This is a genomic window from Nitratireductor sp. OM-1 (genome assembly GCF_003296175.1).
Lineage (GTDB): Bacteria > Pseudomonadota > Alphaproteobacteria > Rhizobiales > Rhizobiaceae > Nitratireductor > Nitratireductor aquimarinus.
In genome coordinates this window covers 309,206-333,955 of the sequence record NZ_CP029208.1, presented here as the reverse complement: position 1 = coordinate 333,955, position 24,750 = coordinate 309,206, and the positions used below count along the sequence as shown (strand labels likewise).

General features: G+C 62.1%; 25 protein-coding genes. 14 read left to right on the top strand and 11 right to left on the bottom strand.

The genetic code is table 11. The annotated features are described in order from the left end of the window. Positions 1-601: 601 nt before the first annotated feature. From DEJ54_RS01505 to puuE, 4 genes are read right to left on the bottom strand one after another with little or no spacing between them, the layout of a single operon-like run. Positions 602-1,201, bottom strand: coding sequence for a nucleoside deaminase (locus DEJ54_RS01505; RefSeq protein WP_113153005.1), 600 nt, complete (start codon positions 1,199-1,201; stop codon positions 602-604). Beyond that, positions 1,198-1,698: an ureidoglycolate lyase gene (locus DEJ54_RS01500; protein ID WP_113153004.1), complete on the bottom strand. Its 501-nt coding sequence runs from the start codon at positions 1,696-1,698 to the stop codon at positions 1,198-1,200. Before DEJ54_RS01500 ends, DEJ54_RS01505 begins: the two co-directional genes overlap by 4 nt. Next, the gene (locus DEJ54_RS01495) at positions 1,695-2,531 is read right to left on the bottom strand and encodes a bifunctional allantoicase/(S)-ureidoglycine aminohydrolase (protein WP_113153003.1); all 837 of its coding nucleotides are present in this window, start codon (positions 2,529-2,531) and stop codon (positions 1,695-1,697) included. Before DEJ54_RS01495 ends, DEJ54_RS01500 begins: the two co-directional genes overlap by 4 nt. A gap of 17 nt (positions 2,532-2,548) precedes the next feature. Then, positions 2,549-3,985: an allantoinase PuuE gene (gene puuE, locus DEJ54_RS01490; protein ID WP_113153002.1), complete on the bottom strand. Its 1,437-nt coding sequence runs from the start codon at positions 3,983-3,985 to the stop codon at positions 2,549-2,551. A 185-nt stretch (positions 3,986-4,170) separates the two neighbouring features. Here puuE and uraH point away from each other — a divergent pair, with 185 nt between their 5' ends. The 6 genes from uraH to DEJ54_RS01460 all read left to right on the top strand — a co-directional run bounded on the left by uraH (position 4,171) and on the right by DEJ54_RS01460 (position 9,978). Further along, the gene (uraH, locus tag DEJ54_RS01485) at positions 4,171-4,536 is read left to right on the top strand and encodes a hydroxyisourate hydrolase (protein ID WP_113153001.1); all 366 of its coding nucleotides are present in this window, start codon (positions 4,171-4,173) and stop codon (positions 4,534-4,536) included. Beyond that, entirely contained in the window at positions 4,536-6,002 is a 1,467-nt protein-coding gene (gene xdhA, locus DEJ54_RS01480; RefSeq protein ID WP_113153000.1) for a xanthine dehydrogenase small subunit, read from the top strand. Before uraH ends, xdhA begins: the two co-directional genes overlap by 1 nt. Positions 6,003-6,004: 2 nt before the next feature. After that, positions 6,005-8,347, top strand: coding sequence for a xanthine dehydrogenase molybdopterin binding subunit (gene xdhB / locus DEJ54_RS01475; RefSeq protein ID WP_113152999.1), 2,343 nt, complete (start codon positions 6,005-6,007; stop codon positions 8,345-8,347). Positions 8,348-8,604: 257 nt separating this feature from the next. Beyond that, positions 8,605-9,408, top strand: a complete 804-nt coding sequence (xdhC, locus tag DEJ54_RS01470) for a xanthine dehydrogenase accessory protein XdhC (protein ID WP_113152998.1) — start codon at positions 8,605-8,607, stop codon at positions 9,406-9,408. 38 nt (positions 9,409-9,446) lie between these two features. Next, positions 9,447-9,752: a BrnT family toxin gene (locus DEJ54_RS01465; protein ID WP_113152997.1), complete on the top strand. Its 306-nt coding sequence runs from the start codon at positions 9,447-9,449 to the stop codon at positions 9,750-9,752. Beyond that, positions 9,721-9,978 (top strand): CopG family antitoxin, encoded by a 258-nt coding sequence (locus DEJ54_RS01460; protein ID WP_065815836.1) that lies wholly within the window; start codon positions 9,721-9,723, stop codon positions 9,976-9,978. Before DEJ54_RS01465 ends, DEJ54_RS01460 begins: the two co-directional genes overlap by 32 nt. A gap of 3 nt (positions 9,979-9,981) precedes the next feature. Here the strand turns inward: DEJ54_RS01460 and DEJ54_RS01455 are convergent, their stop codons facing one another. After that, on the bottom strand, positions 9,982-10,902 hold the full coding sequence (locus DEJ54_RS01455; RefSeq protein ID WP_113156013.1) for a LysR family transcriptional regulator: 921 nt from the start codon (positions 10,900-10,902) through the stop codon (positions 9,982-9,984). Positions 10,903-11,183: 281 nt separating this feature from the next. Here DEJ54_RS01455 and DEJ54_RS01450 point away from each other — a divergent pair, with 281 nt between their 5' ends. From DEJ54_RS01450 to DEJ54_RS01440, 3 genes are read left to right on the top strand one after another with little or no spacing between them, the layout of a single operon-like run. Further along, on the top strand, positions 11,184-12,398 hold the full coding sequence (locus tag DEJ54_RS01450; protein WP_113152996.1) for a urate hydroxylase PuuD: 1,215 nt from the start codon (positions 11,184-11,186) through the stop codon (positions 12,396-12,398). A gap of 3 nt (positions 12,399-12,401) precedes the next feature. Further along, positions 12,402-13,709, top strand: a complete 1,308-nt coding sequence (guaD, locus tag DEJ54_RS01445) for a guanine deaminase (protein WP_113152995.1) — start codon at positions 12,402-12,404, stop codon at positions 13,707-13,709. Positions 13,710-13,737: 28 nt separating this feature from the next. Then, positions 13,738-15,009 carry a glycerate kinase gene (locus DEJ54_RS01440; RefSeq protein WP_113152994.1) on the top strand — a complete coding sequence of 424 codons (1,272 nt, stop codon included), beginning with the start codon at positions 13,738-13,740 and terminating at the stop codon, positions 15,007-15,009. A gap of 3 nt (positions 15,010-15,012) precedes the next feature. On the opposite strand, the gene DEJ54_RS01435 is transcribed toward DEJ54_RS01440, so the two are convergent. From DEJ54_RS01435 to DEJ54_RS01415, 5 genes are all read right to left on the bottom strand, one after another. Beyond that, positions 15,013-15,402 (bottom strand): VOC family protein, encoded by a 390-nt coding sequence (locus tag DEJ54_RS01435; RefSeq protein ID WP_113152993.1) that lies wholly within the window; start codon positions 15,400-15,402, stop codon positions 15,013-15,015. A gap of 15 nt (positions 15,403-15,417) precedes the next feature. Next, positions 15,418-16,089, bottom strand: a complete 672-nt coding sequence (locus DEJ54_RS01430) for an RNA polymerase sigma factor (protein ID WP_162742202.1) — start codon at positions 16,087-16,089, stop codon at positions 15,418-15,420. Between the two features lie 89 nt (positions 16,090-16,178). After that, positions 16,179-17,153 carry a WD40 repeat domain-containing protein gene (locus DEJ54_RS01425; RefSeq protein WP_113152991.1) on the bottom strand — a complete coding sequence of 325 codons (975 nt, stop codon included), beginning with the start codon at positions 17,151-17,153 and terminating at the stop codon, positions 16,179-16,181. A gap of 70 nt (positions 17,154-17,223) precedes the next feature. Then, complete coding sequence (locus DEJ54_RS01420; protein WP_204360840.1) at positions 17,224-18,330, bottom strand: GTP-binding protein; 1,107 nt, start codon at positions 18,328-18,330, stop codon at positions 17,224-17,226. A gap of 63 nt (positions 18,331-18,393) precedes the next feature. Continuing rightward, positions 18,394-19,158 (bottom strand): creatininase family protein, encoded by a 765-nt coding sequence (locus DEJ54_RS01415; protein WP_113152989.1) that lies wholly within the window; start codon positions 19,156-19,158, stop codon positions 18,394-18,396. Positions 19,159-19,332: 174 nt separating this feature from the next. Between DEJ54_RS01415 and DEJ54_RS01410 the strand changes: the two genes are divergently transcribed. From DEJ54_RS01410 to DEJ54_RS01395, 4 genes are all read left to right on the top strand, one after another. Then, positions 19,333-19,809, top strand: a complete 477-nt coding sequence (locus DEJ54_RS01410) for a MarR family winged helix-turn-helix transcriptional regulator (RefSeq protein WP_113152988.1) — start codon at positions 19,333-19,335, stop codon at positions 19,807-19,809. Positions 19,810-20,032: 223 nt separating this feature from the next. Further along, on the top strand, positions 20,033-21,052 hold the full coding sequence (locus tag DEJ54_RS01405) for a LacI family DNA-binding transcriptional regulator (RefSeq protein WP_113152987.1): 1,020 nt from the start codon (positions 20,033-20,035) through the stop codon (positions 21,050-21,052). 47 nt (positions 21,053-21,099) lie between these two features. Beyond that, positions 21,100-22,068 carry a 2-hydroxyacid dehydrogenase gene (locus tag DEJ54_RS01400; RefSeq protein ID WP_113152986.1) on the top strand — a complete coding sequence of 323 codons (969 nt, stop codon included), beginning with the start codon at positions 21,100-21,102 and terminating at the stop codon, positions 22,066-22,068. Between the two features lie 76 nt (positions 22,069-22,144). After that, on the top strand, positions 22,145-22,552 hold the full coding sequence (locus DEJ54_RS01395) for a hypothetical protein (protein WP_162742201.1): 408 nt from the start codon (positions 22,145-22,147) through the stop codon (positions 22,550-22,552). Between the two features lie 2 nt (positions 22,553-22,554). Here the strand turns inward: DEJ54_RS01395 and DEJ54_RS01390 are convergent, their stop codons facing one another. Continuing rightward, positions 22,555-23,328, bottom strand: a complete 774-nt coding sequence (locus tag DEJ54_RS01390; RefSeq protein WP_113152984.1) for a gamma-glutamyl-gamma-aminobutyrate hydrolase family protein — start codon at positions 23,326-23,328, stop codon at positions 22,555-22,557. Between the two features lie 268 nt (positions 23,329-23,596). On the opposite strand from DEJ54_RS01390, the gene DEJ54_RS01385 reads away from it, so the two are divergent. Continuing rightward, positions 23,597-24,703, top strand: a complete 1,107-nt coding sequence (locus DEJ54_RS01385; RefSeq protein ID WP_113152983.1) for a TRAP transporter substrate-binding protein — start codon at positions 23,597-23,599, stop codon at positions 24,701-24,703. Positions 24,704-24,750 lie beyond the last annotated feature (47 nt).

Genomic DNA, 24,750 nt, shown 5'->3' with positions numbered 1-24,750 from the left:
GTGGCGATGTTGTGCGTGCCTTCACCCCGCCCTTCGACAAGCTCAGGGTGAGGTGAAGGCAGGGATATGCGAGGCGCTTACCTCGTCTTGCCTTGGGTTACCTCGCCTTGTGTTGCGTTGCTGCGCTTTGCCATGCCGTGAGGTCCTTGTTCGCCTCTCCCAGATCATCAGCGCTTCCGCACTGTCTTGGTCTTCGAAGTGTTCATCCCATCGTCTCGCGCGTCGATTTCGCCACACAGCCCTCATCCTGAGCTTGTCGAAGGGCGGGGGCGGCATGACGGGCTCAGGCGGTGACGTTGGCGCGTGCCTTCACCTCGCTCTTCGACAGGGTCAGGATGAGGTGAAAGCAGGGAGATGTGGGGCGCTTGCCTCGCCCTGCCTTGGGTTGCGTTGCAGCGCCTTGCTATGCCGTGAGGTGACTGTTCGCCTCTCCCAGATCATCAGCGCTTCCGCACTGTCTTGGTCTTCGAAGTGTTCATCCCATCGTCTCGCGCGGCGGCTTCGCCAACACAGCCCTCATCCTGAGCCTGTCGAAGGGCGGGGGCGGCATGACGGGCTCAGGCGGTGACGTTGGCGCGTGCCTTCACCCCGGCCATCCCCGTCAGTTCAGCGGAATGTCGTTCTCCGCCTTGCTGTCCTGATAGCGTTCGGAAAGGGCGGCATAGGCTGTGGCGAGCTTTGCGATCCGCGCTTTCACGGCTTCCGCATCAGCCGCAGGCAGTGCGGTTGCCAGAGCGGGCAGGGCGTAGCTTTTCCAGAAGGCGTTTTCGGCATTGTAGCCGCCGGGCTCCAGCGTGAAGACTTCCTTGAGAATCTTCAGATCGTGCGGGATCGCGAAGGCGTCGCGCGAATCTTCGTGGCTGAACAGATAGTAGAAATTGTCGAAGCCGGTCCAGGTGATCGCCGAAAGACACAGCGAGCAGGGCTCGTGCGTGGACAGGAAAATGCAGTCTTTCGTGTCCGGGCGCGCATCCTTCGGCAGTTCGTAGAACCGCTTCAGCGTATGAACCTCACCATGCCAGAGCGGGTTTTCCAGCTCATTGTTGGTTTCGGCAAGCACCAGCGACAGGTCGCTTTTCTTCAGGATGGCCGCGCCGAAGAGCTTGTTGCCATGGGCGACGCCTGCGGCTGTCTTCGGCAGGATGTCCTGTTCGATCACGTCGAGCAGCCGGTTGATGAGGTGAAGGTCGGGAGCGGTCATGTGAGGGATGGCACCGTGATTTCAAAAAGTTCCTGAAAGTGGAACTCTTCCAGATTGTTGCCGTCTCCGCCACGGTCGACCACCACGAAATCCTGGGGTGCGGCAATGGGCGTCAAAACGCCATGCCAAGTGCCGCGCGCATAGTTCACGCCCTGTCCGGGATGCGTGATGAAGGCGCGGGGGTAGCCGGGCCGCCCGTCTTCATCCGGGCACACGATCACCAGAAAGGGGGCCGGTGAAAGCGGCATGAAGGCCTGGCTTCCAAGCGGGTGCCGCTCCACCATGGAAAGCCGCAGCGGCAGCGCATAGGGCGTGCCGCGAAAGATGTTGATCAGAACACGGGCGTTCTCACCCGCCGTTTCGACCGTCGCCAGATCGTGAAAGCGGCGGCACTTGTCGGCATTGATGAGGAAGCTCTCCGCGCCTTCGGTTTCGATCACGTCGCCGAAGGGCGCGAAGGCTGCGCGTGTCAGCTTCTCGGCTTCGATCCGCTTCATCGCGCGAAGCTGCCACCCAGCCGGGCGTGCCGGTTGACGTCCTTGTAGAGCAGGTAGCGGAAATTGCCCGGCCCGCCCGCATAGCAGGCCTGCGGACAGAAGGCGCGCAGCCACATGAAGTCGCCGGCTTCCACCTCCACCCAGTCCTGGTTGAGCCTGTAGACCGCCTTGCCTTCCAGCACATAGAGACCGTGCTCCATGACATGCGTTTCGGCGAAGGGGATCACCGCGCCGGGCTGCAGCGTGACGATGGTCACATGCATGTCGTGGCGCAGATCGGCCGGATCGACAAAGCGCGTCGTTGCCCATTTGCCATCCGTTCCCGGCATGGGAGAGGGCGCGACATCGGCCTCGTTCATAAACAGCGGATCGGGCGTGTCGAGGCCGGCAACGGGCTCATAGGCCTTGCGCACCCAGTGGAAGCGCGCGGGCGCGTCGCCCCGATTGTGCGCGGTCCAGCCGCTTGATGGCGGCAGATAGGCGTAGCCGCCGGGCGTCATCCTGTGCGTCTCGCCTGCGATCTCGACGGTCAGCTCGCCCTCGACGATGAAAAGCACGCCTTCCGCGGTCTCATCGAGTTCGGCCCGGTCGCTGCCGCCGCCGGGTTCCACTTCCATGATGTATTGCGAAAAGGTCTCGGCAAAGCCGGAAAGGGGACGCGCAATGATCCAGCAGCGGGTCTTCTCCCAGAACGGCAGCAGGCTGGTGACGATGTCCTGCATGACGCCTTTCGGCATCAGTGCATAGGCGTCCGTCAGAACCGCGCGGTCGGTCAGGAGCTGGGTCTGCGGCGGATGCCCGCCATGCGGGGCGTAATAGGTGCGGGCGTTCATCTGGTCTCGTCCTGATTTCACACGGGGAGGATGTCGTTGAGCCGCAGCCGGGCGATCCGCTCCACCTGCCGGCAGGCGGTGGCGAATTCCTCGTCGCGACTGTTCTCCAAGCGGGCTTCGAAGGCCTTCAGAATGCTGTCCTTGGTGTTGTCCTTGACGGCGATGATGAAGGGAAACCCGAATTTTTGCGTATAGGCGGTGTTGAGTTCGGTAAAGCGCGCGCGTTCGCTGTCGGTCAGCGCATCGAGCCCTGCCGAAGCCTGCTCTTTGCTCGATTCCTCGGTCAGCCTTTTGGCTGCCGCCAGCTTGCCCGCAAGGTCCGGGTGGGCTTTCAGAACGCCAAGGCGTTCGTCTTCGCTGGCCGAACGGAAGGCGCGGGCGAGCGCATTGGCGAGGCCCCCGGCCGTGTCATGTGCGGGGCCGAGTTCCAGCTTTGCCGCGCGTTCGGCGATCCATGGCGAATGCTCATAGATGCTGCCGAACCGTTCGATGAACTCCGGTTCGCTCATGCGGCTCGGGCGCAGCGCCGGCGCTTCATAGGGGTGCTTTTCGCGCCAGTGCCGGGCGATCTCGCCACGTGTCGCAAGCCAAACATGGTCGTGGCTCTTCACATAATCGATGAAGCGCTGGAGGGCTGCAGCGCGTCCCGGCCGGCCGATGAGACGGCAATGAAGGCCGATGCTCATCATGGCCGGCCGCCCCGAGCCCCCCTCGGTATAGAGTGTGTCGAAAGCGTCTTTCAGATAGCTGAAGAACTGATCGCCGGAATTGAAGCCCTGCGCCGTGGCAAAACGCATGTCGTTTGCATCAAGCGTGTAGGGGACGACCAGTTGCGCGCGCGTGCCGTGCCCGTGGCCGTCATGGTCGATCCAGTAGGGCAGGTCGTCGTCATAGGTGTCGGAAATCCAGTCGAACCCGCCTTCCTCAATGGCCAGTTTCACCGAATTGACCGAGGTGCGTCCGAGATACAGGCCGCGCGGGCGTTCGCCCACCACTTCGGTGTGCAGCCGGATGGCTTCCAGAAGGTCGGCGCGCTCGCTTTCTTCCGAATGGGCGCGGTAGTCGATCCATTTCAGGCCGTGCGACGCGATTTCCCAGCCGGCGTCCTGCATGGCGGCAAGCTGGTCGGGGCTGCGGGCAAGCGCCGAAGCGACGCCGAAAACGGTGACCGGCACGCCGGCTGCCGTGAACATGCGGTGGAGCCGCCAGAACCCGGCGCGCGAGCCGTACTCATAAATGGATTCCATGTTCCAGTGGCGCATGCCCTGCCAGGGCGCTGCGCCCACCACTTCCGACAGGAAGGCTTCGGAGGCCTCATCGCCATGCAGAATGCAGTTTTCGCCGCCTTCCTCGTAATTGACGACGAACTGCACGGCTACGCGCGCGCCATCGGGCCAGTCGGCATTTGGCGGGGTCTGGCCGTAGCCGGTCATGTTTCTGAGGTAGCGGGTCATGCAAACTTTCCGATATTCTTTATTGGCAAGGATAATCGATGGAATGGGGTGTGAACTTTCCCGAAAAATTTGAAAGAGTTTAGTTGTCGATCCTTCGCCGGGGCTCTTATGCTCGCTGCGGATTTGTCCCACAATCAACCCTATATATAGGGCAAGTGGCTTTAGTGAATTTAAAGGGAGGCCGCATGAGCAATGCGGGTGAGGGCCGTCTGACGACCCATGTGCTGGACACGGCCAGCGGAAAACCGGCCGGAGGACTGGAGATTGCGCTCTATCGCCTGGAGGGCGAGGCGCGCACTCATGTGAAGACGGTCACGACCAACAGCGATGGCCGCTGCGATGCACCGCTGCTTGCCGGCGATGCGTTTCGCACCGGCTTCTATGAACTGGTGTTCGAAGCCGGCGCCTATCTGCGTGGGCAGGGCGTTGATCTGCCGGCTCCGGCCTTTCTCGATCAGGTGCCGATCCGCTTCGGCATGGCTGAAAACACGCATTATCACGTGCCGCTTCTCATCTCGCCCTATGGCTATTCCACCTACAGGGGGAGCTGATGGGCGCGCGCGGTGAAATCCGTTTTCTTTTGAACGGCGCGCCGGTGGCGCTGGGCAATGTCCGCCCGGACGAAACCCTGCTTGACTATCTGCGCCTGCGGCAGCGCCTGACCGGCACCAAGGAAGGCTGCGCGGAAGGCGATTGCGGCGCGTGCACCGTGCTCGTCGGTCGGTTGCGCAATGGCGCGCTTTCCTATGAGAGCGTCAATGCCTGCATCCGCTTCCTGGGATCGCTGGATGCCTGTCACGTGGTGACGGTGGAGCATTTGAAGCGGGCCGATGGCAGCCTGCATCCGGTTCAGCAGGCGATGGTCGATTATCACGGCTCGCAATGCGGTTTCTGCACGCCGGGCTTCGTCATGTCGCTTTACGCGCTCTGGATGCGCGAGGCGCAGCCCTCCGACAGGGCCATCGAAAAGGCATTGCAGGGCAATCTGTGCCGCTGCACCGGCTATGAACCCATCGTGCGGGCTGCGCGCGCGGTCTCCGATTATGGCAATGCCGCGTCTGACCCGCTGGCGACGGAGCGCGCTGCGGTCATCGCCGCGCTGCAAGGCATGAAGGATGGCGCGCGGGTGGAGATCGGCTCGGGCCGCGAGCGTCTGCTGATCCCGGCGGATGTCGATGATTTTGCCGCGATCCTTGAAGCCGAGCCCGAGGCCACCATCGTCGCCGGTGCAACGGATGTGGGCTTATGGGTCACCAAGTTCATGCGCGACATCGCGCCGGTGGTCTTCATCGGCGGGCTCGACGGCCTGCAGGAAATCCGTGAGCAGGATGGCGTCATCAGCATTGGCGCGGGCGTGAGCTATACCGGGGCTTTTGAGCTTCTGGCGAAACGCATTCCCGCGCTGGGTGCACTGATCGACCGCATTGGCGGCGAGCAGGTGCGCAATATGGGCACGATTGGCGGCAACATCGCCAATGGCTCGCCCATCGGCGACACGCCGCCGCCACTGATCGCGCTTGGCGCAACGCTCACACTGCGCAGGGGCAGCGCGCGCCGCACCATTCCGCTGGAAGATTTCTTCATCGATTATGGCAAGCAGGATCGTGTGCCCGGCGAGTTCGTCGAGGCGGTGCATGTGCCGGTGCCCGATGCGGCCTCCCGTTTCGCGGTCTGGAAAATCTCCAAGCGTCGCGATGAAGACATCACGGCGGTTCTCGGCGCGTTCGATCTGCGGATCGCCGATGGCCGGGTCGAAGCCGCCCGCATCGCCTATGGCGGCATGGCCGCGACGCCGAAACGCGCAAAATCCGTCGAGGCGGCGCTGACCGGCAAGGCATGGACGCAGGAAACCGTCGAGGCAGCACTCTCGGCCTATGACGACGACTTTCAGCCGATTTCCGATATGCGCGCATCCGCCGACTATCGCATGATGGCGGCGAAGAACCTGCTGCGCCGCTATTTCCTTGAAAGCACCGGCGCCGGCGCGGTGAACCTCTCCAGACATGAGGCGGCCTGACCATGACGCGGCATGAACCACGCACGCAGGGCAAGGCGAAGATCGATGGCGGCGTCGCCAGCGACGAGAAGCACGATTCCGCCCGCAAGCATGTGAGCGGCGAGGCCATCTATATCGATGACATGGCCGAGCCCGCCGGCACGCTGCATGCCTGTCTCGGTCTTTCCGAGGTGGCGCATGGCGCGATCACCGGCTTTGACCTCTCCGATGTGCGGGCAGCGCCCGGCGTTGTCGCCGTTCTGACGGCGAACGATGTGCCCGGCGACAACGATATGAGCCCGACCGGGCTGCATGACGAGCCCATTCTGGCAGACGGGCGTGTACAGTTTTTCGGCCAGCCGGTTTTCGCCGTCATTGCCGAAACGCGCGAAGCGGCGCGGCGCGCCTGCCGTCTGGCGAAGATCGACTATGCGGAAGAACCCGCACTGATCGATGTCGCCGATGCCGCGGATGACGCGAAGCTCGTTACCGCACCGCTGAAGCTCGAGCGCGGTGACAGCGCTGCGGCGATTGCCGCTGCGCCGCACACGATCTGCGGTCAGATGCGCGTTGGCGGGCAGGACCATTTCTATCTTGAAGGCCAGATCGCTTTCGCGCTTCCGGGCGAAGACGGCGATGTGACCGTGTTTTCCTCCACCCAGCACCCAAGCGAGGTGCAGCACATGGTGGCGCATGCGCTGGGCGTTCCCTCCCATGCCGTCACCATCGAGGTGCGGCGCATGGGCGGCGGCTTCGGTGGCAAGGAAACGCAGGCCAATCTGTTCGCCACCATTGCGGCCATTGCCGCCAAGAAGCTGAACCGGCCGGTCAAGCTGCGTCCCGACCGGGATGACGACATGACCGCGACCGGCAAGCGTCACGACTTCCTGATCGATTACACGGTTGGTTTCGATGATGAGGGCGGTATTCTCGGCGTCGATTTCACCTATGCCGCGCGCTGCGGCTATGCGGCCGATCTCTCCGGTCCGGTGACAGACCGGGCGCTGTTTCACTGCGACAACACCTATTTCTACCCGGCTGCGCGGGCCGTCTCGCGCCCGCTCTACACGAACACCGTTTCCAACACCGCGTTTCGTGGTTTCGGTGGGCCGCAGGGCATGATTGGCGCAGAGCGCATCATCGATGAGGTGGCCTTTGCGCTGGGCAGGGACCCGCTCGAAATCCGCAAGAAAAACCTCTACGGCACGGATGACCGCAACGTCACGCCCTATCACCAGACGGTGGAGGACAATGTTGCAGAACGGGTCATCGCCGAATTGGAGGCAAGTGCGGATTATGCCGCGCGTCGGCGTGAAATCGCGGCCTTCAACGCGAAAAGCCCGGTCATCAAGCGTGGTCTGGCGCTGACGCCGGTAAAGTTCGGCATCTCCTTCACGGCCACGCATTTCAATCAGGCCGGCGCGCTGGTGCATGTCTACACGGATGGCTCGGTGCATCTGAACCATGGCGGCACCGAAATGGGGCAGGGGCTGCACACCAAGGTGGCGCAGATCGTTGCCGAGGAATTCCAGATCGACATCGATCAGGTGAAGATCACCGCCACGACCACGGGCAAGGTGCCCAACACCTCCGCAACGGCGGCTTCCTCCGGCACGGATCTGAACGGCATGGCCGCGCAGGATGCGGCGCGCCAGATCAAGAACCGGCTGATCGCCTTCGCCGCCGAGGCGCATGACGTGCCGAAGGATCAGGTGGTGTTCCTCCCGGGCCGGGTGCGCATCGGCAACCGTGAAATTCCCTTCGCCGAGCTGATTGGCGAGGCCTATATGGCCCGCATCCAGCTTTCCGCAGCCGGTTTCTACAAGACGCCGAAGATCCACTGGGATCGTGACAAGGGGCAGGGGCGGCCGTTCTACTACTTCGCCTATGGCGCAGCCTGCGCCGAGGTCTCCGTGGACACGCTGACCGGCGAATACATGGTCGAGCGCGTTGATATTCTGCACGAGACGGGCCGCTCGCTGAACCGCGCCATCGACATTGGCCAGATCGAGGGCGGCTTCATTCAGGGCATGGGCTGGCTGACGACGGAAGAGCTGGTCTGGGATGGCAAGGGGCGGCTTCGGACGCATGCGCCTTCCACCTACAAGATCCCGCTCGCGTCCGACCGGCCGAAAGTGTTCAACGTGGCGCTTGCCGACTGGGCGGAAAACGCCGAGCCGACGGTGCATCGTTCCAAGGCCGTGGGCGAGCCGCCCTTCATGCTGGCCATGTGCGTGCTTCACGCGCTGTCCGATGCAGTGGCGAGCGTTGCCGGTCACACGGTCTGCCCGCGTCTCGATGCGCCGGCCACGCCGGAGCGTGTGCTGATGGCGGTGGAACGCATGAAGGCTGAAGGCGCGCGCTAGGGTCAGGACCCATTAATATGGCCGCAATGGTCGGCCTGATTTGCACGGGCTACTTTGTCGCAAAGCCTTGAAAGACATGAAGTCTTCCTGCAGCCTTGCTTCGCGTATCCGAACAAATCAGGCCGACCATTGCGGCCATATTAATGGGTCCTGACCCTAGATTGGGCGCCTTCCTGCCGTTATCGTTCTGACATGCTTCTGCTTCTTCGCACTGGTCTCTGGTTCGCGTCTTCTCACCGTCATGCATGGGGGCGGCAATGAGCCATCCAACTGAAACCCTTCGGACATTTCTGGATGCCGCGCCGTCCGCCGCTCTCGTCGAGGTGCGCGAGGCGAAAGGCTCCACCCCGCGCGAAGAGGGCGCGTGGATGCTGGTTTCGCCCGAGGCGATTTTTGGAACCATCGGTGGCGGCCAGCTTGAATTCATGGCGATTGCCAGGGCGCGCGAACTCATCTCGGACAATCTTGCAAACGGTGCTCTCGACATTCCGCTGGGACCGGAAATCGGCCAGTGCTGCGGCGGCCGGGTGGCGCTCGACATTCGCCTTCTCGATCAGGCGGAGCGCAGGGCGCTGGTGAAGCGCGTCCGCGATGAGGCTGGCGCGTTCCCGCAGGTGATCCTGTTCGGCGGTGGCCATGTCGGCCACGCGCTGGCGGCAGCATTGACCCCGCTGCCCGTGCGGGTGCTGGTGGTCGAGACCCGTGAGGAAGCGCTGGAGGATTTTCCGGATGATGTGGAGACGCGCCTTGCGGCCCTGCCGGAAGAGGCGGTGCGTTCAGCCCGCGCCGGGACGGCCTTCGTGGTCCTGACCCATGATCATGCGCTTGATTTCCTGCTGGTTGCCGAGGCACTGGCGCGCGATGACGCGGCCTATGTCGGCATGATCGGCTCCAAAACCAAACGCGCGACCTTCCGGAACTGGTATCTGAAGAATGGCGGCGATGAACGCCGTTTCGCGCAGCTGACCACCCCCATTGGCGGGAACGCCGTGCACGACAAGCGCCCCGCTGTCATCGCAGCCATGGCGGCTGCGGAGATACTGACGGCTTTGCAGTCGTGATGTTGACATTTGTGTGTACAAACTTACATACTTCATGAATGAAGATCGCGGGCTTTGACTGGGACACCGGAAACTGGCCGAAATGCGCAAAGCATGGTGTCTCGAAGGACGAGATCGAACATGCGCTTCTTCATGACCCGTTGATTGCGCCTGATCCAGCACACTCTGGGCCCGAAGATCGCTACATCGTCATCGGACGCAACCGGCAGGGCCGCCCCATGTTCATGGGCGTGACCTTTCGCATGGTTGATGGGAAGCGTCTTATTCGTCCGATCACAGCGCGCTATATGCATGCCAAGGAGGTGAAACGCTATGAAACGCAGCGTTCCCAAACTGAAAACTGATAAGGATGCGGAAGACTTCCTCGATCAGGATCTTTCCGATCTGGATTTTGGTGCATTCAAACCCGCCGGGTTCGAGTTCGAGAACAAGGCGGCAAGGGTGAATATGCGCATGCCGCAAAGCCAGTTGGATGCCGTGAAGGCTGAGGCGAAGAAGCGTGGTGTTCCCTATCAGCGGCTCATGCGCGAGCTTGTTCAGCGCGGTCTGGAAAGTCTGCGTGCAGGCTGACCATTATTGCTCTGACAGGGTCGCGCCAATCATGCGCTGGCAGCGGCCTGCCATGAAGTCGACCAGGAGCCGCACTTTGGGGTCCTGAAACTTCTTGTGCGGGTAGAGCGCGGCAAGCTTTACCGGCACTGGCGGGGTTTCGGACAGGACCACCTGGAGCCGCCCGTCGCGCAGGAATGGTTCGATCTCGAAGCGGGGCTTGTTGACGATGCCGCGCCCGGCAAGCGCCCAGTCGGTGATCACGTCGCCATCGTCGGAATCGAACGGTCCCCCGACCTCGAACTTTCGCGCGCCCTCCGGCGTTTGCAGCATCCAGAAATGCTCGCGCGCGCCGGGAAAGCGCAACATCAGGCAGTCGTGCCGCTCATCGATCAGCGCTTCGGGCGTCTTCGGTTCGCCGCGCCGTTTCAGATAATCAGGGGCCGCCGCCAGAACGCGCTCGCAATCCATGATGCCGCGCATGCGGAAAGAGGAATTCTCCAGAATGCCGAGCTTGAAGGCGACGTCGATGCCCTCGCGCATCATGTCGACCTCATGGTCGGAGAGCCGTAAGCGAACCTCGATTTCGGGATACTGGTCGCGGAATTCGGGAATGCCGCTGGCGATCAGACGCTTGCCGATGCCGAGCGGCGCGGTGACGCGGATCGTGCCGCGCGGCTGGCCGGAAAGATCTGCGACCGAGGCTTCGGCTTCCGCCACCGCTTCGAGAACCTTGCGCGCGCCCTCATAGAAGACGCGGCCCTGCTCGGTGGGGGTGAGCTGGCGCGTGGTGCGGTTGAAGAGCCGCACGCCAAGATGCTTTTCGAGCTCCTTCACCCGGTTCGAGGCAACGGCCGGAGAAAGCCGCATGTCGCGGCCTGCTGAAGACAGATTGCCGAGTTCCACGACGCGGACAAAAACGGCGATATTGTCGAGATAGGCCATGCGGTTCCCCCAAGATTCGCGCGCATTATTTTCCATATTTTTTTGAAAGTCATCGTGATCTTCCCCGCTTTCCGTTTATACCGGGTTCCGTCACCTTGGGCCGCCAGAGCAATTCCAGGAAAAGTGGTTACCGGTTTTCCGTTCGGAATTGCGCAGGAACAATGAATGAGCAATTCCAGGAAAAGTGGTCACCGGTTTTCCGTCCGAAGTTGGGCAAAAGGAAGCGCGCAGGGACAAGGCTGGCTATTGGGGCAGGGCTGACGGGAGTTGAGGGAACGGGCATGAACGATTACGCGGTATTGTGGGACTGGCTGTCCTTTGGCGTGCGCTGGCTGCATGTGGTCACGGCCATCGCCTGGATTGGCTCATCCTTCTATTTCATCGCGCTGGATCTGGGGCTGGTGAAGCGGCCGGGTCTGCCCGAGGGCGTGCATGGCGAGGAATGGCAGGTCCATGGCGGCGGCTTCTACCATATCCAGAAATACATGGTCGCGCCGGCCTCCATGCCCGAGCACCTGACCTGGTTCAAATGGGAATCCTACTCCACCTGGCTGTCCGGCTTCGCGCTTCTGGCCATCGTCTATTATGCGGGCGCGGATCTTTATCTGGTCGACCGCAATGTGCTTGATGTGCCGGCCTGGGGCGGCATCCTGATCTCGCTTGCTTCCATCGGGCTTGGCTGGCTGCTCTACGACCTTCTGTGCAAATCGCCGCTCGGCAAGAACGACACGGCGCTGATGCTTGTGCTTTATGTGATCCTTGTTGTGATGGCGTGGGGCTATACGCAGCTCTTCACCGGTCGCGCGGCCTTCCTGCATCTGGGCGCGTTCACCGCGACGATCATGACGGCGAATGTCTTCCTGATCATCATCCCCAATCAGAAGATCGTGGTGGCCGATCTGAAGGCGGGGCGCACGCCCGACCCGAAACTTGGCCTGCAGGCGAAGCAGCGTTCACTGCACAACAATTACCTGACGCTGCCCGTCGTCTTCCTGATGCTGTCGAACCATTATCCGCTGGCCTTCGGCACCCAGTTCAACTGGATCATCGCATCGCTCATCTTCATCATCGGCGTGCTGATCCGGCACTATTTCAACACCGTGCACGCCCGCAAGGGCACCCCGCACTGGACCTGGGGGCTGGCCGGCGTTCTCTTCATCATCATCATGTGGCTCTCCACCGTGCCGCAGGTGCTGACGGGTGAGACGAAGCTTTCGGCGACGGGGCAGACCTTCGTCGCCTCGACCCATTTTCCAGCCGTGCGCGACACGGTGATGGGGCGTTGCGCCATGTGCCATGCAGTGGTGCCGGGCTATGAGGGCATTCCCTACCCACCGAAGAATGTTGTGCTCGACACGGATGCGGCTATTGCCGAGCACGCGCGTGAAATCTATCTGCAGGCAGGCCGCAGCCACGCCATGCCGCCCGGCAATGTTTCGGGCATCACGGACGAGGAGCGGCAATTGATCGTTACCTGGTTCGAGGAGGCGCGCTAGCGCATGGCACAGAAACTCATCCGCGGGCGGCTCCTGTCGTTCAAAGCCGAACCGCGGAGCATCGACGACCACGACGCCTATCTGTTTGAAGAGGATGGCGCGGTTCTGGTCGAAGATGGCGTTATCCTTGCATCCGGCAGCTTTGCCGAGGTCGCAGCAGGCGCAGAAGCGGGGCATGCGGTGGTGGATCACCGCCCGCACCTCATCCTGCCGGGCTTCATCGACGCCCATGCGCATTTCCCGCAGATGCAGGTGATCGCGAGCTATGGCGCCGAGCTTCTGGACTGGCTGAACAACTACACTTTCCCCGAAGAAACCAGGTTCTCCGACATTCAGCACGGCCGTCACATCGCCCGTCTGTTCTTCGATGAGCTGCTGCGCAACGGCACGACCACGGTTGCCGCCTATTGCTCCGTTCACAAGGAAAGCGCGGAGGCGTTTTTCGGTGAGGCGCTGGCGCGCAACATGTGCGTTGTGGGCGGCAAGGTGATGATGGACCGCAACGCGCCGGCCGCACTCACCGATACGCCGCAATCCTCTTACGACGACACGAAGGCGCTGATCGGCGAATGGCACGGCAGGGGCCGGCTCAATTATGCCGTCACACCGCGTTTCGCCATCACCTCCAGCCCCGAGCAGCTGGAGATGGCCGCAGCGCTGATGCGCGAATTCCCCGACCTCCACATGCAGACGCATCTCTCCGAAAATCACGACGAGATCGCGCTGACGGCGGAGCTTTATCCCGACGCGCCGGACTATACCGGCATCTACGAGCAGTACGGTCTGCTCGGCCCCAGGGCACTGCTCGGCCATTGCATTCATCTTTCCGAGCGCGAGGCGGATGTGCTTTCGGACACGGGCTCGGTCGCCGTGTTCTGCCCCACCTCCAACCTCTTCCTCGGCTCTGGCCTGTTCGACTATCTGCGTTATCGCAAGCGTGAGAAGCCGCTGCGTCTGGCCTCTGCGACGGATGTGGGCGGCGGCACCAATTACTCCATGCTGCGCACCATGGATGAGGGCTACAAGGTGATCGCGCTCAATGGCGAGAAGCTGAACCCGCTTGCCTCCTTCTGGCAGATCACGCGCGGCAATGCCGAGGCGCTTTCCCTGTCGGAGCGCGTGGGCACGCTGGAACCGGGCACCGACGCCGATATCGTGGTTCTGAACGCGCGCGCAACGCCGGTCATGGCGCTGCGCATGGAGCGCATCGAAACGCTGGCCGAGGAGCTTTTCCTGCTCCAGACGCTTGCCGATGACCGCGCCATCGTGGAAACCTATGTCGCAGGAGAGGCTGCCAAAAGCGCCTTGTAAATTCTGGGGGTAAATTCCGGAGGCGCATGTGACCGGCAGCATCGATCCGAAGGCGTTTTTCACAAGACTGTTCGACGCTGCTGTCGCTGCCGCCGACCCGGCCAAAACCATTCGCGCATTCCTGCCGGAAAAGCCCCGGGGCCGCACAATCGTGGTCGGGGCCGGCAAGGGGGCCGCCCAGATGGCGGCGGCGCTGGAAGATGCCTGGGACGGGCCTCTGGAAGGCGTGGTCGTCACCCGCTACGGCTATGGCGCGCCGACCCGCATGATCGAGGTTCTGGAGGCGGCGCATCCGGTGCCGGATGAGGCCGGCCTTTCCGGCGCAAAGCGTCTCATGGACAGCGTGGCCGGGCTCGGCCCGGATGATCTGGTGATCGCGCTCGTCTGCGGTGGCGGATCGGCGCTGCTGCCCGCCCCCGCAGGTTCCCTGACGCTCGCCGATGAGATCGCCGTCAACGAGGCGCTTCTGGCGTCCGGCGCGCCGATCTCCGCCATGAACACGGTGCGCAAGCACATCTCCGCAATCAAGGGCGGCAGGCTGGCCGCCGCGGCCCATCCCGCGCGGGTCGTCTCGCTGATTGTTTCGGATATTCCCGGCGATGATCCGGCGCTTGTTTCATCCGGTCCGACCGTACCCGACATGGCCAGCCGCGCGGACGCGCTTGCCGTGATCGAGACCTATGGCATGCAGCTGCCCGATGCGGTGATGCAGCATCTCGCATCACCGGCGGCAGACGCGCCCAAGCCGGATGATCCGCGTTTTGCAGGTCATGATGTTCATGTCATCGCCTCGGCCGCGCGTTCACTGGAAGCGGCCTCCGCCGCCGCCGAGGCGCAGGGCGTGCCTGCTGTCATCCTGTCGGATGCGATTGAGGGTGAGGCGCGTGAGGTGGGCCGCGTTCATGCGGCGATTGCCCGAGAGGTTGCGCTGCGCGACCGGCCTTTCAGAAAGCCGGTCGTGCTGCTTTCGGGCGGTGAAACCACGGTGACGCTGCGCCGAAGCGGCGGGCGCGGCGGGCGCAACACCGAATTCCTTCTGGCGCTTGCGCTTGGCATCGAGGGTATTTCCGGCATCTCGGCTTTCGCCGCCGATACGGACGGTATCGACGGGTCTGAGGAGAATGCCGGCGCCTTTGCCGATCACGGCACCGTCGCGCGGTTGCGCTCTGCCGGCCACGGCCCGAAGGCGCTGCTTGCCGCGCATGACGCCTGGGGCGCGTTTGATGCTCTGGGCGATCTGTTCGCGCCGGGGCCAACCGGCACGAATGTCAACGATCTGCGAGCGGTTCTGGTGCGGTGATCCTTAGGCGCTTCTGCGCGGGCGCTCTTCCGACTGATAAACGGACAGGACATGCCCGTCCGGATCTGCGAATTCGGCAGACCATCCGCCGGGAGCATGGCTGACGGGCGTCACAATGGTCGCGCCTTTCTCGGCAAGGCCTTCCACGACATTGTCGATGCCACCTTCTGAGAGGTCGAACACCACAATGGGGGTGTTTCCGGGGCGCGACTCCATCTTGAAGAAGATGAGCTCGATATTGTTCTCGGTGCTGGCCAGCAGCCAGTCGCCCGTCTCCTCGTCCCCTTCCATCCTCTGGACATTCAGCCCGGCCACGTCGCGGTAGAACGCTTCCGTGCGGTCGATGTCGTTGACGTAGTAGCAGATGGTGCCGATGCGGACGTTGGAAAGCATGTGTGTCTCCTGATGTTACAATGTTGGTTCTGCTTCTTGATTGCCGCAGGAGCCAGGTTTGTGAGCTTTGGGGTGAGAAAAACTTACCGCAAAGAGGTGTCCGTCCGGATCGTGGCTTGCAAGGAATGCAGAATTGCGACCGGTCAGCGGAAGAAGGTTCTGCCGGATCGTGCCGAAGGCGAGCGTGCCCGCCAGCAACTTTCCGGGAAGGGGAGCTGCATCGGGCGGGGCATCGCGCCAACGCTTGCGAAGGCCGGCAATGCGCTGACGCAGGCTCGCATCGGAAATGCGCAGAAGGTGCCGGATTTCACTGCGCGTATGACCGCCGAGCGCGAGGAGCGCAACAATTCTCTGGCCCCTTGGCAGGCCGGCGAGAAACGCGGTCGGAACATCCCCGTCTTCCGAAGGTTCAAGAAGGCTTGCGGCGCTCTCACGGGTTGACCGACGGGCGGCGGAGCGCCGTTTCGTCGCCGCCACGTTGCGCATGACGCCCTGAAGCCAGGCGCGGTTCTCCACGCATGGCCGGTTGCCGGCATTCAGCGCTGCGATCAGCGTTTCATGCAGCAGGTCTTCCGCTTCAATCTGGTGCGATGCGTGGCGATGCGCCGTTTTCAGAAGATGGCGATAGGTCGCGGGGGTGAGTTCAAGCCGGGCAGGCATCTCCTGCACTGTTTGCCTGCTATCCACCGCTCGCTCCCCCATGCTTCCAGTCAGGTGAGGAAGCTACAGGACGCGGCGCGCGCTGCAAGCAAAGACTGAGGCACAGGGCGTGAAATTCAACCCGCGATATCCACCACGCCGCTTTCACCTGTCTCGGAGCCAAAGGCAAGGCGGCGGCCATCATCGTCCCAGGCCATGGCGGTGATCGCGCCCTTGCCCTGCCGGCGCAGAAGCACCTCCTTCTGGTCGGCAAAGCGCCCGGCGAGGATCATGCCGTCGGCATAGCCGATGGCGACGATTTCCTCGGTCGGATGGCAGCAAACCTGCGTCACCATCGTGTCGCCGCGTGTTCCCAGCTCAAGTGGCGCCTTGCCCATCGGGCCGTCCTTCGCCTGAAAGGGCCAGACAATGGCTGCCGGAGCGCCGGACGTGGCGAGCCACTTGCCCTTGGCGCTCCACGAAAAGCTCTTCACCTTTCCCGGATAGCCGGCCATGCGCATATGCTTGCCATCCGCGAGTTTCCAGCCGTGCAGGGCGTTTTCCTGCATGGTGGTGACAAGGAACTTGCCGTCCGGGGAGAAGGTAATGCCGGTGTGCGCGCCCGCCCATTCCAGCTCTGTCGGCTTGCCGTCGGTGGCCGGAAAATGCAGCGTCGCGCCATTGTAGCGGGCAACCGCAAGCCGCATCCCCTTCGGCGCGAAGGCGATGCCTTCCACCGAGCGCGGGTGCTGGAATTCGCGCTGTTTTCCATCGGCAAAGCGCACATAGGCGTTGCGCCCGACCGCAAAGCCGACCGTGCCCTGCGGACCGGCAGCAACGCTGGTCACCCATTTGCGGCCGATCTCGGCAAGCGTTTCCACCGTGCCGTCAGTCGCGAGTGCTGCGACCCGTCCATCTTCGCCGCCGGTGATAAGGCGTGCATGATCGACGTCGGGGCAGGCGGCCAGCAGCCCGTCATGAACCTCTGCCCATTTGTGGCCATTGTCGAGACGATGCACCACGCCATCGGCCAGCGCGAAATGCGGAATGTCGTTCAGCCAGGCAGTGGCAATGCAATGGCTTTCGAGGTCGAGCGGGGCGACTGTGGGCATGTGGGCAGGTCCTGGGCGATGCCGGTCTATGGATTTTCGTGTGGCGCGGCGCGCGTGGCTCTGTCAGGCCTTATGCCTGACAGGCCTCGAACGTGCGCTGCAGACGCTCGGTGTCGAGGTCGCGGCCAATGAAGACGAGCCGCGTCTCACGCTTTTCGTCGTCGCGCCAGGGGCGCTGGTGATCGCCCTCGATGATCATGTGTACGCCCTGCACCACGAACCGGTCCGGATCGTCCGGGAACGCGATGATGCCCTTGAGGCGCAGAATGCTCGGCCCGTCCATCTGGGTGGTCTTCTCGATCCACGGGAAGAACTTTTTCGGGTCCATCTCGCCACCGCGCAGCGACAATGATTTCACGCCCGCATCGTGGATCGGCGAGGCAGCGCCATGGTCATGCGCATGATCGTGGTGCCCATGCCCATGGTCGTGATCATGCCCGTGGTCATGATGATGATCGTGGTCGCAGTCGGGGCCGCACACATGGTCCGGATCGTCGTGATCGAGGAAGTGCGGATCATTGTCGAGCACGCGCTTCAGATCGAATGCGCCACGGTCCAGAACCTCGGTCAGCGAAACGCCGGCGCGTTCGGCGCGGTGAATGCGGGCCATCGGGTTGATCGCGCGGATCGTTGCCTCGACCGCCGCCAGTTCTTCCGGCGTCACGAGATCGGTCTTGTTGACGATCACGACATCGGCGAACGCGATCTGGTCTTCGGCCTCATTGGAATCCTTCAGGCGCAGCGGCAGGTGCTTGGCGTCGACCAGTGCGACCACCGCATCGAGGCGGGTCTTGGCGCGCACATCGTCATCCATGAAGAAGGTCTGCGCCACGGGGGCGGGATCGGCCAGGCCCGTGGTCTCCACCACGATGGCGTCGAACCGGCCCGGACGCCGGGTCAGCCCTTCGACCACGCGCACCAGGTCGCCGCGCACCGTGCAGCACACGCAGCCATTGTTCATCTCGTAGATTTCCTCGTCGGATTCCACGATCAGGTCGTTATCGATGCCGATCTCGCCGAATTCGTTGACGATCACCGCATAACGCTTGCCGTGGTCTTCGGTGAGAATGCGGTTCAGAAGCGTCGTCTTGCCGGATCCGAGATAGCCGGTCAGCACCGTGACCGGGATCTGGTTCGGGGTCGTTTCGCTGGGCGTCTCGGTCTGCGCGTCGGACATGGTTTCTCGCATAACTTGAAAGGTTTCTCGACTATATAAGACGGCGTTTTGCCGATTGCACGGTCAGTCTTCGAAATGGGACAGATCGAACCGGTCGACATCGACAAGCAGCTCGACGAAGCCTGTGACTGCGTTGTCGATGATGCGTTCGCCCGCTTCTGCGCTGGAAGCCGCCGCGTTGCCTGTCACGCCCACCGGCGAGAGATCGCGCATCATCCAGCCGAAAGCGTGTGGCCCGTAGGCGCGCAGATGCCTGAAGTCGCGGCGGAAGGCGGCCTGCGCAGACTGGAAGTCTGCCGCCTTCTCCATGTCGACGAGATCCGGTCGCAGCGCCAGCATGACCGATGTTTCGATGAAGCCGCCATGGATGCCCAGCGCGCGCTCCTCGTCGGAGACCAGATCCTGCGGATAGCCGAAGCGGGTCCAGCTCGTGGCGACCGCCAGCATGCCGAATCGAACGCGCAATTCCGTCGCCACGATGGTCAAAAGCGGTGAGTTTCCGCCGTGAGCGTTCAAAAGGACCAGTTTTTTTGCGCCGGCTTTGTTCTGCGCCTCACCGATGCCGACCCAGCGTTCAACGGCTTCATCGAAAGAAAGGCTGCGCGTTTTCGGCGAGTCCGAGTGTTCGATAGAATAGCCTATCTTCTCAACCGGAAGACACGTGATGTCGAGATTTGCGGGGCAGGCGCTTTTTGCTTTTGAAGCAATGGCTTGGGCGATGATCCAGTCGGTTTCGGGCGGCAGGTGCGGGCCATGCTGCTCTGTTGCGCCCAGAGGCAAAATGGAAATCCTTTTGCCTTGAGCGGAGGGAACTTCTTGTGTGGTCATTGCTTAATACCGACTGCCTCAAGACGAGATAACGTTGTATGCTTAGCCAAAAGTAGACCATCCCCATTGGTATGAAACTGGTCAATCTTAGGTTGCATTGAGCTTCGTTACGGCTATTTTGACCGCAGGGGCGTTCTAACTCATTCTCGAGGATGTCTAAAGGGGACTAAATATATGGCCAAAGCTGTAAGGGGCGCGACGATAGGGTTGTTGCAGTCGGCCGCCAGGCTTTCACGTACCGCTCTGGCCGAGCGGCTTCTGGCACACGGCTTCTATGCCGGCCAGGACAAGATCATGTTAGCCTTATCCATTGAAAACGGGCAAGCGCCAAGTCAGCTTGCCGGACTGTTAGGCGTCAGGCCGCCAACCATTACGAAAACAATCAATCGACTTGCCAATCAGGGGTTTTTGGAAAAGCGATTATCGGACGAAGACGGACGACGTGCCCATATTTTTCTGACCGAACAGGGCGAGCAGGCCATCAAGGCAATCGAAAAATCGGTTCGCAAAACCGAGAAGCTCGCACTGAAGGGATTCGATAAAAAAGATCAAAAGGCCCTCGCCACGCTCCTCTTGAAAATCGAAGCCAATCTGAATGGCGAAAGCCACGACATGATTGACGAGGACGAAGATGCGGAGGTCGATGCGTAGTTAGGATCTTCGGCGTTTCCAGCGACGCCCGAGGATCGGCTTGATCAAGCTTTCTATGCAGAATGCGTAACTAGATTGACCTTTTCCCCAGCCATGGCATAAGCAACCTTAAACAGTTTAAGGTGGCTTAATCTGTCACGACCTGATTTTGGGTTGGATCCGACGCATCTGTCGTTGTCCGACACCAGATGCGGGTTGGTATTGCGGGTAGGGGAGAGGTCGACTGGCGCAGAAGATCAAGCTTTCAACAATCGCCGAAGCGCTTGGTGTTTCAACGGCGACCGTGTCTCTCGCGCTTCGCGACAGCCCGCTGGTGGCAGATGCCACGCGCCAGCGCATCAAGGAGCATGCGCGGGAGATCGGTTACATCTACAACAGGCGCGCAGCCAGCCTGCGCACCTCGCGATCCGGCATTATCGGGGTTGTGGTGCACGACATCATGAACCCGTTCTTTGCCGAGATTCTCCGCTCCATCGAAAGCGAGCTGGACCGGTCGCGCCAGACCTTTCTGCTGTCGAACCATTACGACCAGCTTGAGAAACAGCGCACCTTCATCGACACGCTTCTGCAGCTTGGCGCAGACGGGGTGATCATGTCGCCGGCCATTGGCACGCCGCCGCAGGACATTCGTCTTGTGGAGGAGAACGGTTTGCCGACGGTGCTCATTGCACGTTCGGTAGAGGGCGCGCGCGTGCCCGTGTTCCGGGGTGACGACGCCTATGGCACGGGGCTTGCCACCAACCATCTGATCTCGCTCGGTCACACGCGCATCGCCATGATCGGTGGCACGGATCAGACCTCTACGGGTCGCGACCGTTATCAGGGCTATGTCGACGCCATGCAGAAGGCGGGGCTGGAGATCAAGCCGCAATGGCGTTTTCCGGGGCCGCGCACCAAGCAGGCGGGCTTCGAGATCGCCGGTGCTTTCCTCGCGCTCAAGGACAAGCCGACGGCTGCCGTCTGCTGGAACGACCTCGTTGCCATCGGCCTGATGAACGGCATTGCGCGCGCTGGCCTCGTGCCGGGTGTGGATGTCTCCGTCACCGGCTATGACGATCTGGAGGAAGCCGCCATCGCCACGCCGGCGCTGACGACGGTCTGGAATGGTCAGCGTGAAGTTGGCCGCCGCGCTGCGCGGGTCCTTCTGGACCGGCTGAACGGCGCTGATGTGAACCTTGCTCAGGAGCTGATCAAGCCGGAGCTGCACATACGCCAGTCGACGGGGAAACCGGTCGAACGCTGACCGGTTTCGTCCTGGCCTTTACTGTTGATCTTATTGGGAGAGTGGATTTGTCGGAAACGCAGGGGACCGCCATTCTGGTGCCGGGGCGATTGCACCCGCACGCGCTGGAACGCATTGATGCAGAATTTGAACTCCTGACGCTGGAGCAGGCCGACGCCACTCTGGTCACGGAAGAGATGGCCGCGAAAGTGCGTGGCATTGCTTCAATGACGGTGGTGGACGCCGCCTTTATCGATGCGCTGCCCAATCTTGAGATCATCGCGAATTTCGGCGTGGGTTATGATGCGGTCGATGCCGCGCATGCCGCCCGCAAGGGTGTGATGGTGACCAACACGCCCGACGTGCTGACTGACGAAGTTGCCGACACGGCCGTCGGGCTCCTTCTCAACACGGTGCGCGAGCTGCCGCGCGCCGAAGCATGGCTGCGCGAGGGCTACTGGGTGCGCGAGGGCGCTTACCCATTCTCGCGCGGGTCGCTTCGCGGGCGCACGGTCGGCATTTTCGGCATGGGCCGCATCGGCCGCGCCATTGCACAGCGTCTTGCAGCCTTTGGCCTGCCGATTGCCTATCACAACCGCCGAGCGGTCGATGATGTGCCCTATGCCTATCACGACACGCTTCTGGGGCTCGCTTCTGCCGTCGATACGCTGATCTGCGTCGCGCCCGGCGGCGAGGAAACCAGCAAGGCCATCAATGAAGCGGTGTTGAAGGCGCTGGGCTCCAATGGTGTTTTCGTGAATATCGGTCGCGGCAGCACGGTTGATGAGGCAGCTCTCGTCAGGGCGCTTGAGGATGGCACGATCTTCGCTGCCGGGCTTGATGTGTTTGAGGATGAGCCCAACGTGCCCGAGGCGCTGCTTGCCGTGGAGAACGCATCCCTGCTGCCGCATGTCGGCTCTGCCTCGGTGGCCACGCGGCAGGGGATGGCCGATCTGGTGGTGGATAATCTCGTCTCCTGGTTCGTCAAAGGGCAGCCGATTACGCCGGTGCCGGAAACGGCTTCCGTCACGCGCTGAATGGCGCTTCGTTAGCGATTTGTTAACCAGGAAAGCGGAACTTCCGATTCTACTTTGAGTTGGGGGTTCCGCCTATATGAAACTGTTTGTGTCGGGTGTATTGCTGGCCACGCTTTTGGCCTCGGGCGGCTATTTCTCAGATGCGGTTTCGGCCAGGGATGGCTCCGAAACCCCGCTGACGCAGGAAGCGCTTGCAGGAACGAACGCCTCCGAATTCACCCTGATGCGCATCGGTTTTGAAGATGTGTGCAAGGTGCGCCGCGCGGACACATCCGGCGAGGCGCCACTGACCCTCGACAGCGCCTGCGCGCAGCTTGTGCCCGCACTTGCCGGTGCGCGGGTCTGGCAGGAACGCGCCGATGGCACGGTCGCGTTCCTCTCTGCTTCCGGGGAAACGCTGGTCGAGTTCTTCCCCGGCGACGGGGTGACCTATGAGTCCCTGCGACCCAGCTCGCCCCTTCTCAGCCTCTACCGCGAAGACTGAGCCTATTCCGCCGCAATCCGCGCGCTGATGCGGGCGTTTGCGTGCCGGTGAACGGCCTCGCCGAAAGCCTTGAAGATTCGTGCCGACGCATTGTCATTGTGCGCCCAGTATTCGGGGTGCCATTGCACGCCGAGCGCAAATCCCGGCGCATCCTTCACCGAAACGGCTTCAACGGTTCCGTCATCGGCCATGGCTTCCACCTGAAGGCGCGGCGCGACAGTCGATGCCGCCTGCCGGTGCACCGAGTTCACCGCGATCTCTGACGTGTCGAACAGTCCCGCCAGGCACCCGCCCGGCGTGATCTTCACCGACTGGCGGATGGCGAAACGCGCATCGAACGCGGCTTCCTCGTCGCCGCGATGGTCGAACGCGCCGTCGCGCTCGTGGACCTCCATGGCCAGCGTTCCGCCAAGCGCCACGTTGAGCTCCTGAATGCCGCGGCAGATCGCCAGAAGCGGCACACCCTTTTCGATGGCCCGGCGAATGAGCGGCAGTGTCGTCGCGTCGCGCGCATGGTCGTAGGGGCCGTTCTCGTCCGTGGCGTCTCCGCCATAGAGCGCCGGATAGACGTTGGATGCCGATCCCGTCACCAGCACGCCGTTGACCGTCTCGAGCAGGCTGTCGAGGTCGTATTTGTCGCCGAGCGAGGGCACGAGAACCGGCAGCACGCCGGCGGTCGAGATCGCCGCGTCAAGATAGGGCTGCGGCGTTGCGTGCCAGGTGTATTTCTCAAGATCCTTTGCGTCCGTCGTGACGGCGATGAGGGGCGTGGGCATTTGAATTTCCGTAGGTTGGCGGCTGTGTGTGTTGAAGCCGAATGTAGAGATTGCCGAAGCGTTTCCAAAGGGGCGTTTGAGCCTTTTCTTGGGTCTTCGACATTGGTCGTAAACGGGGGGCTCGGCGCTGGACTTGAAAACCCCTGCGTGCATTGATGCGCAAGGCTTTCGGCGCTCAAGAAAAGCAAACATATGGAGCGACGAAACCATAAACGGGTCGAAGTGCATGCGTGCTTCGGCAGACGGTTCCAGAATGGGAGGAAAACATATGGACCGCAGAACCTTCATCAAGAAGGCGGGCATGGCCGGCACGGGTGTCGCTGCCGCTTCAGCCCTGGCAACGCCGGCAATCGCCCAGTCAATGCCAAAGATCACCTGGCGCTGCACCTCGTCTTTTCCCAAGGCGCTCGACACGATTTACGGCGCAGCCGAGACCATGGCCGATTTCGTGAAAGGCGCGACGGACGGGAATTTCGAAATTCAGGTCTTTGCCGCCGGCGAGATCGTGCCCGGTCTGCAGGCAGCCGATGCAGCCGCCACCGGAACGGTCGAGATGGCGCACACGGCCTCCTATTATTACTGGGGCAAGGACCCGACATACGCGCTCGGCACCGCCATCCCTTTCGGCCTCAATTACCGTCAGCAGAATGCCTGGTTCTATTATGGCGACGGCAACACGCTGATGAACGAGTTCTACAATGAGCAGGGTCTCCATGCCCTGCCATGCGGCAACACCGGCGCACAGATGGGCGGCTGGTTCCGCAAGGAGATCAACACGGTCGAGGACCTCAAGGGCCTCAAGATGCGCATTGGCGGCATGGGCGGCAAGATCATCGAGAAACTCGGTGTCGTTCCCCAGCAGATCGCCGGCGGCGACATCTATCCGGCGCTGGAGAAGGGCACGATCGACGCGACGGAGTGGGTCGGTCCCTATGACGATCAGAAGCTCGGCTTCAACAAGGTCGCCCAGTATTATTACTATCCCGGCTGGTGGGAAGGCGGCCCGGTTCTCCACGCCATGTTCAACAAGCAGAAGTGGGACGAACTGCCGGATGCCTACAAGACCGTTGTCGATGCGGCCTGTCGCGCGGCCAATGCCGACATGATGGCGCGCTACGATTACAAGAACCCGGCAGCCCTGCGTCAGCTGGTGGCGGATGGCGCGCAGCTGCGGCCGTTCAGCCAGGAAATCCTGGAAGCGTGCTACAATGCGTCCATGGAGACCTACAGCGAGATCAACGGCTCGAACGCGACCTTCAAGAAGATCTACGACAATCAGCAGGCCTTCAAGAAGGACGCCTATCTGTGGGCGCAGCTTTCCGAGTACACGTTCGATACCTTCATGATGATCCAGCAGCGGGCCGGCAAGCTCTAGCCTTCTGATTGGATGCAGATAGTGAAAACCCCGAAGCGGTCGCTCCG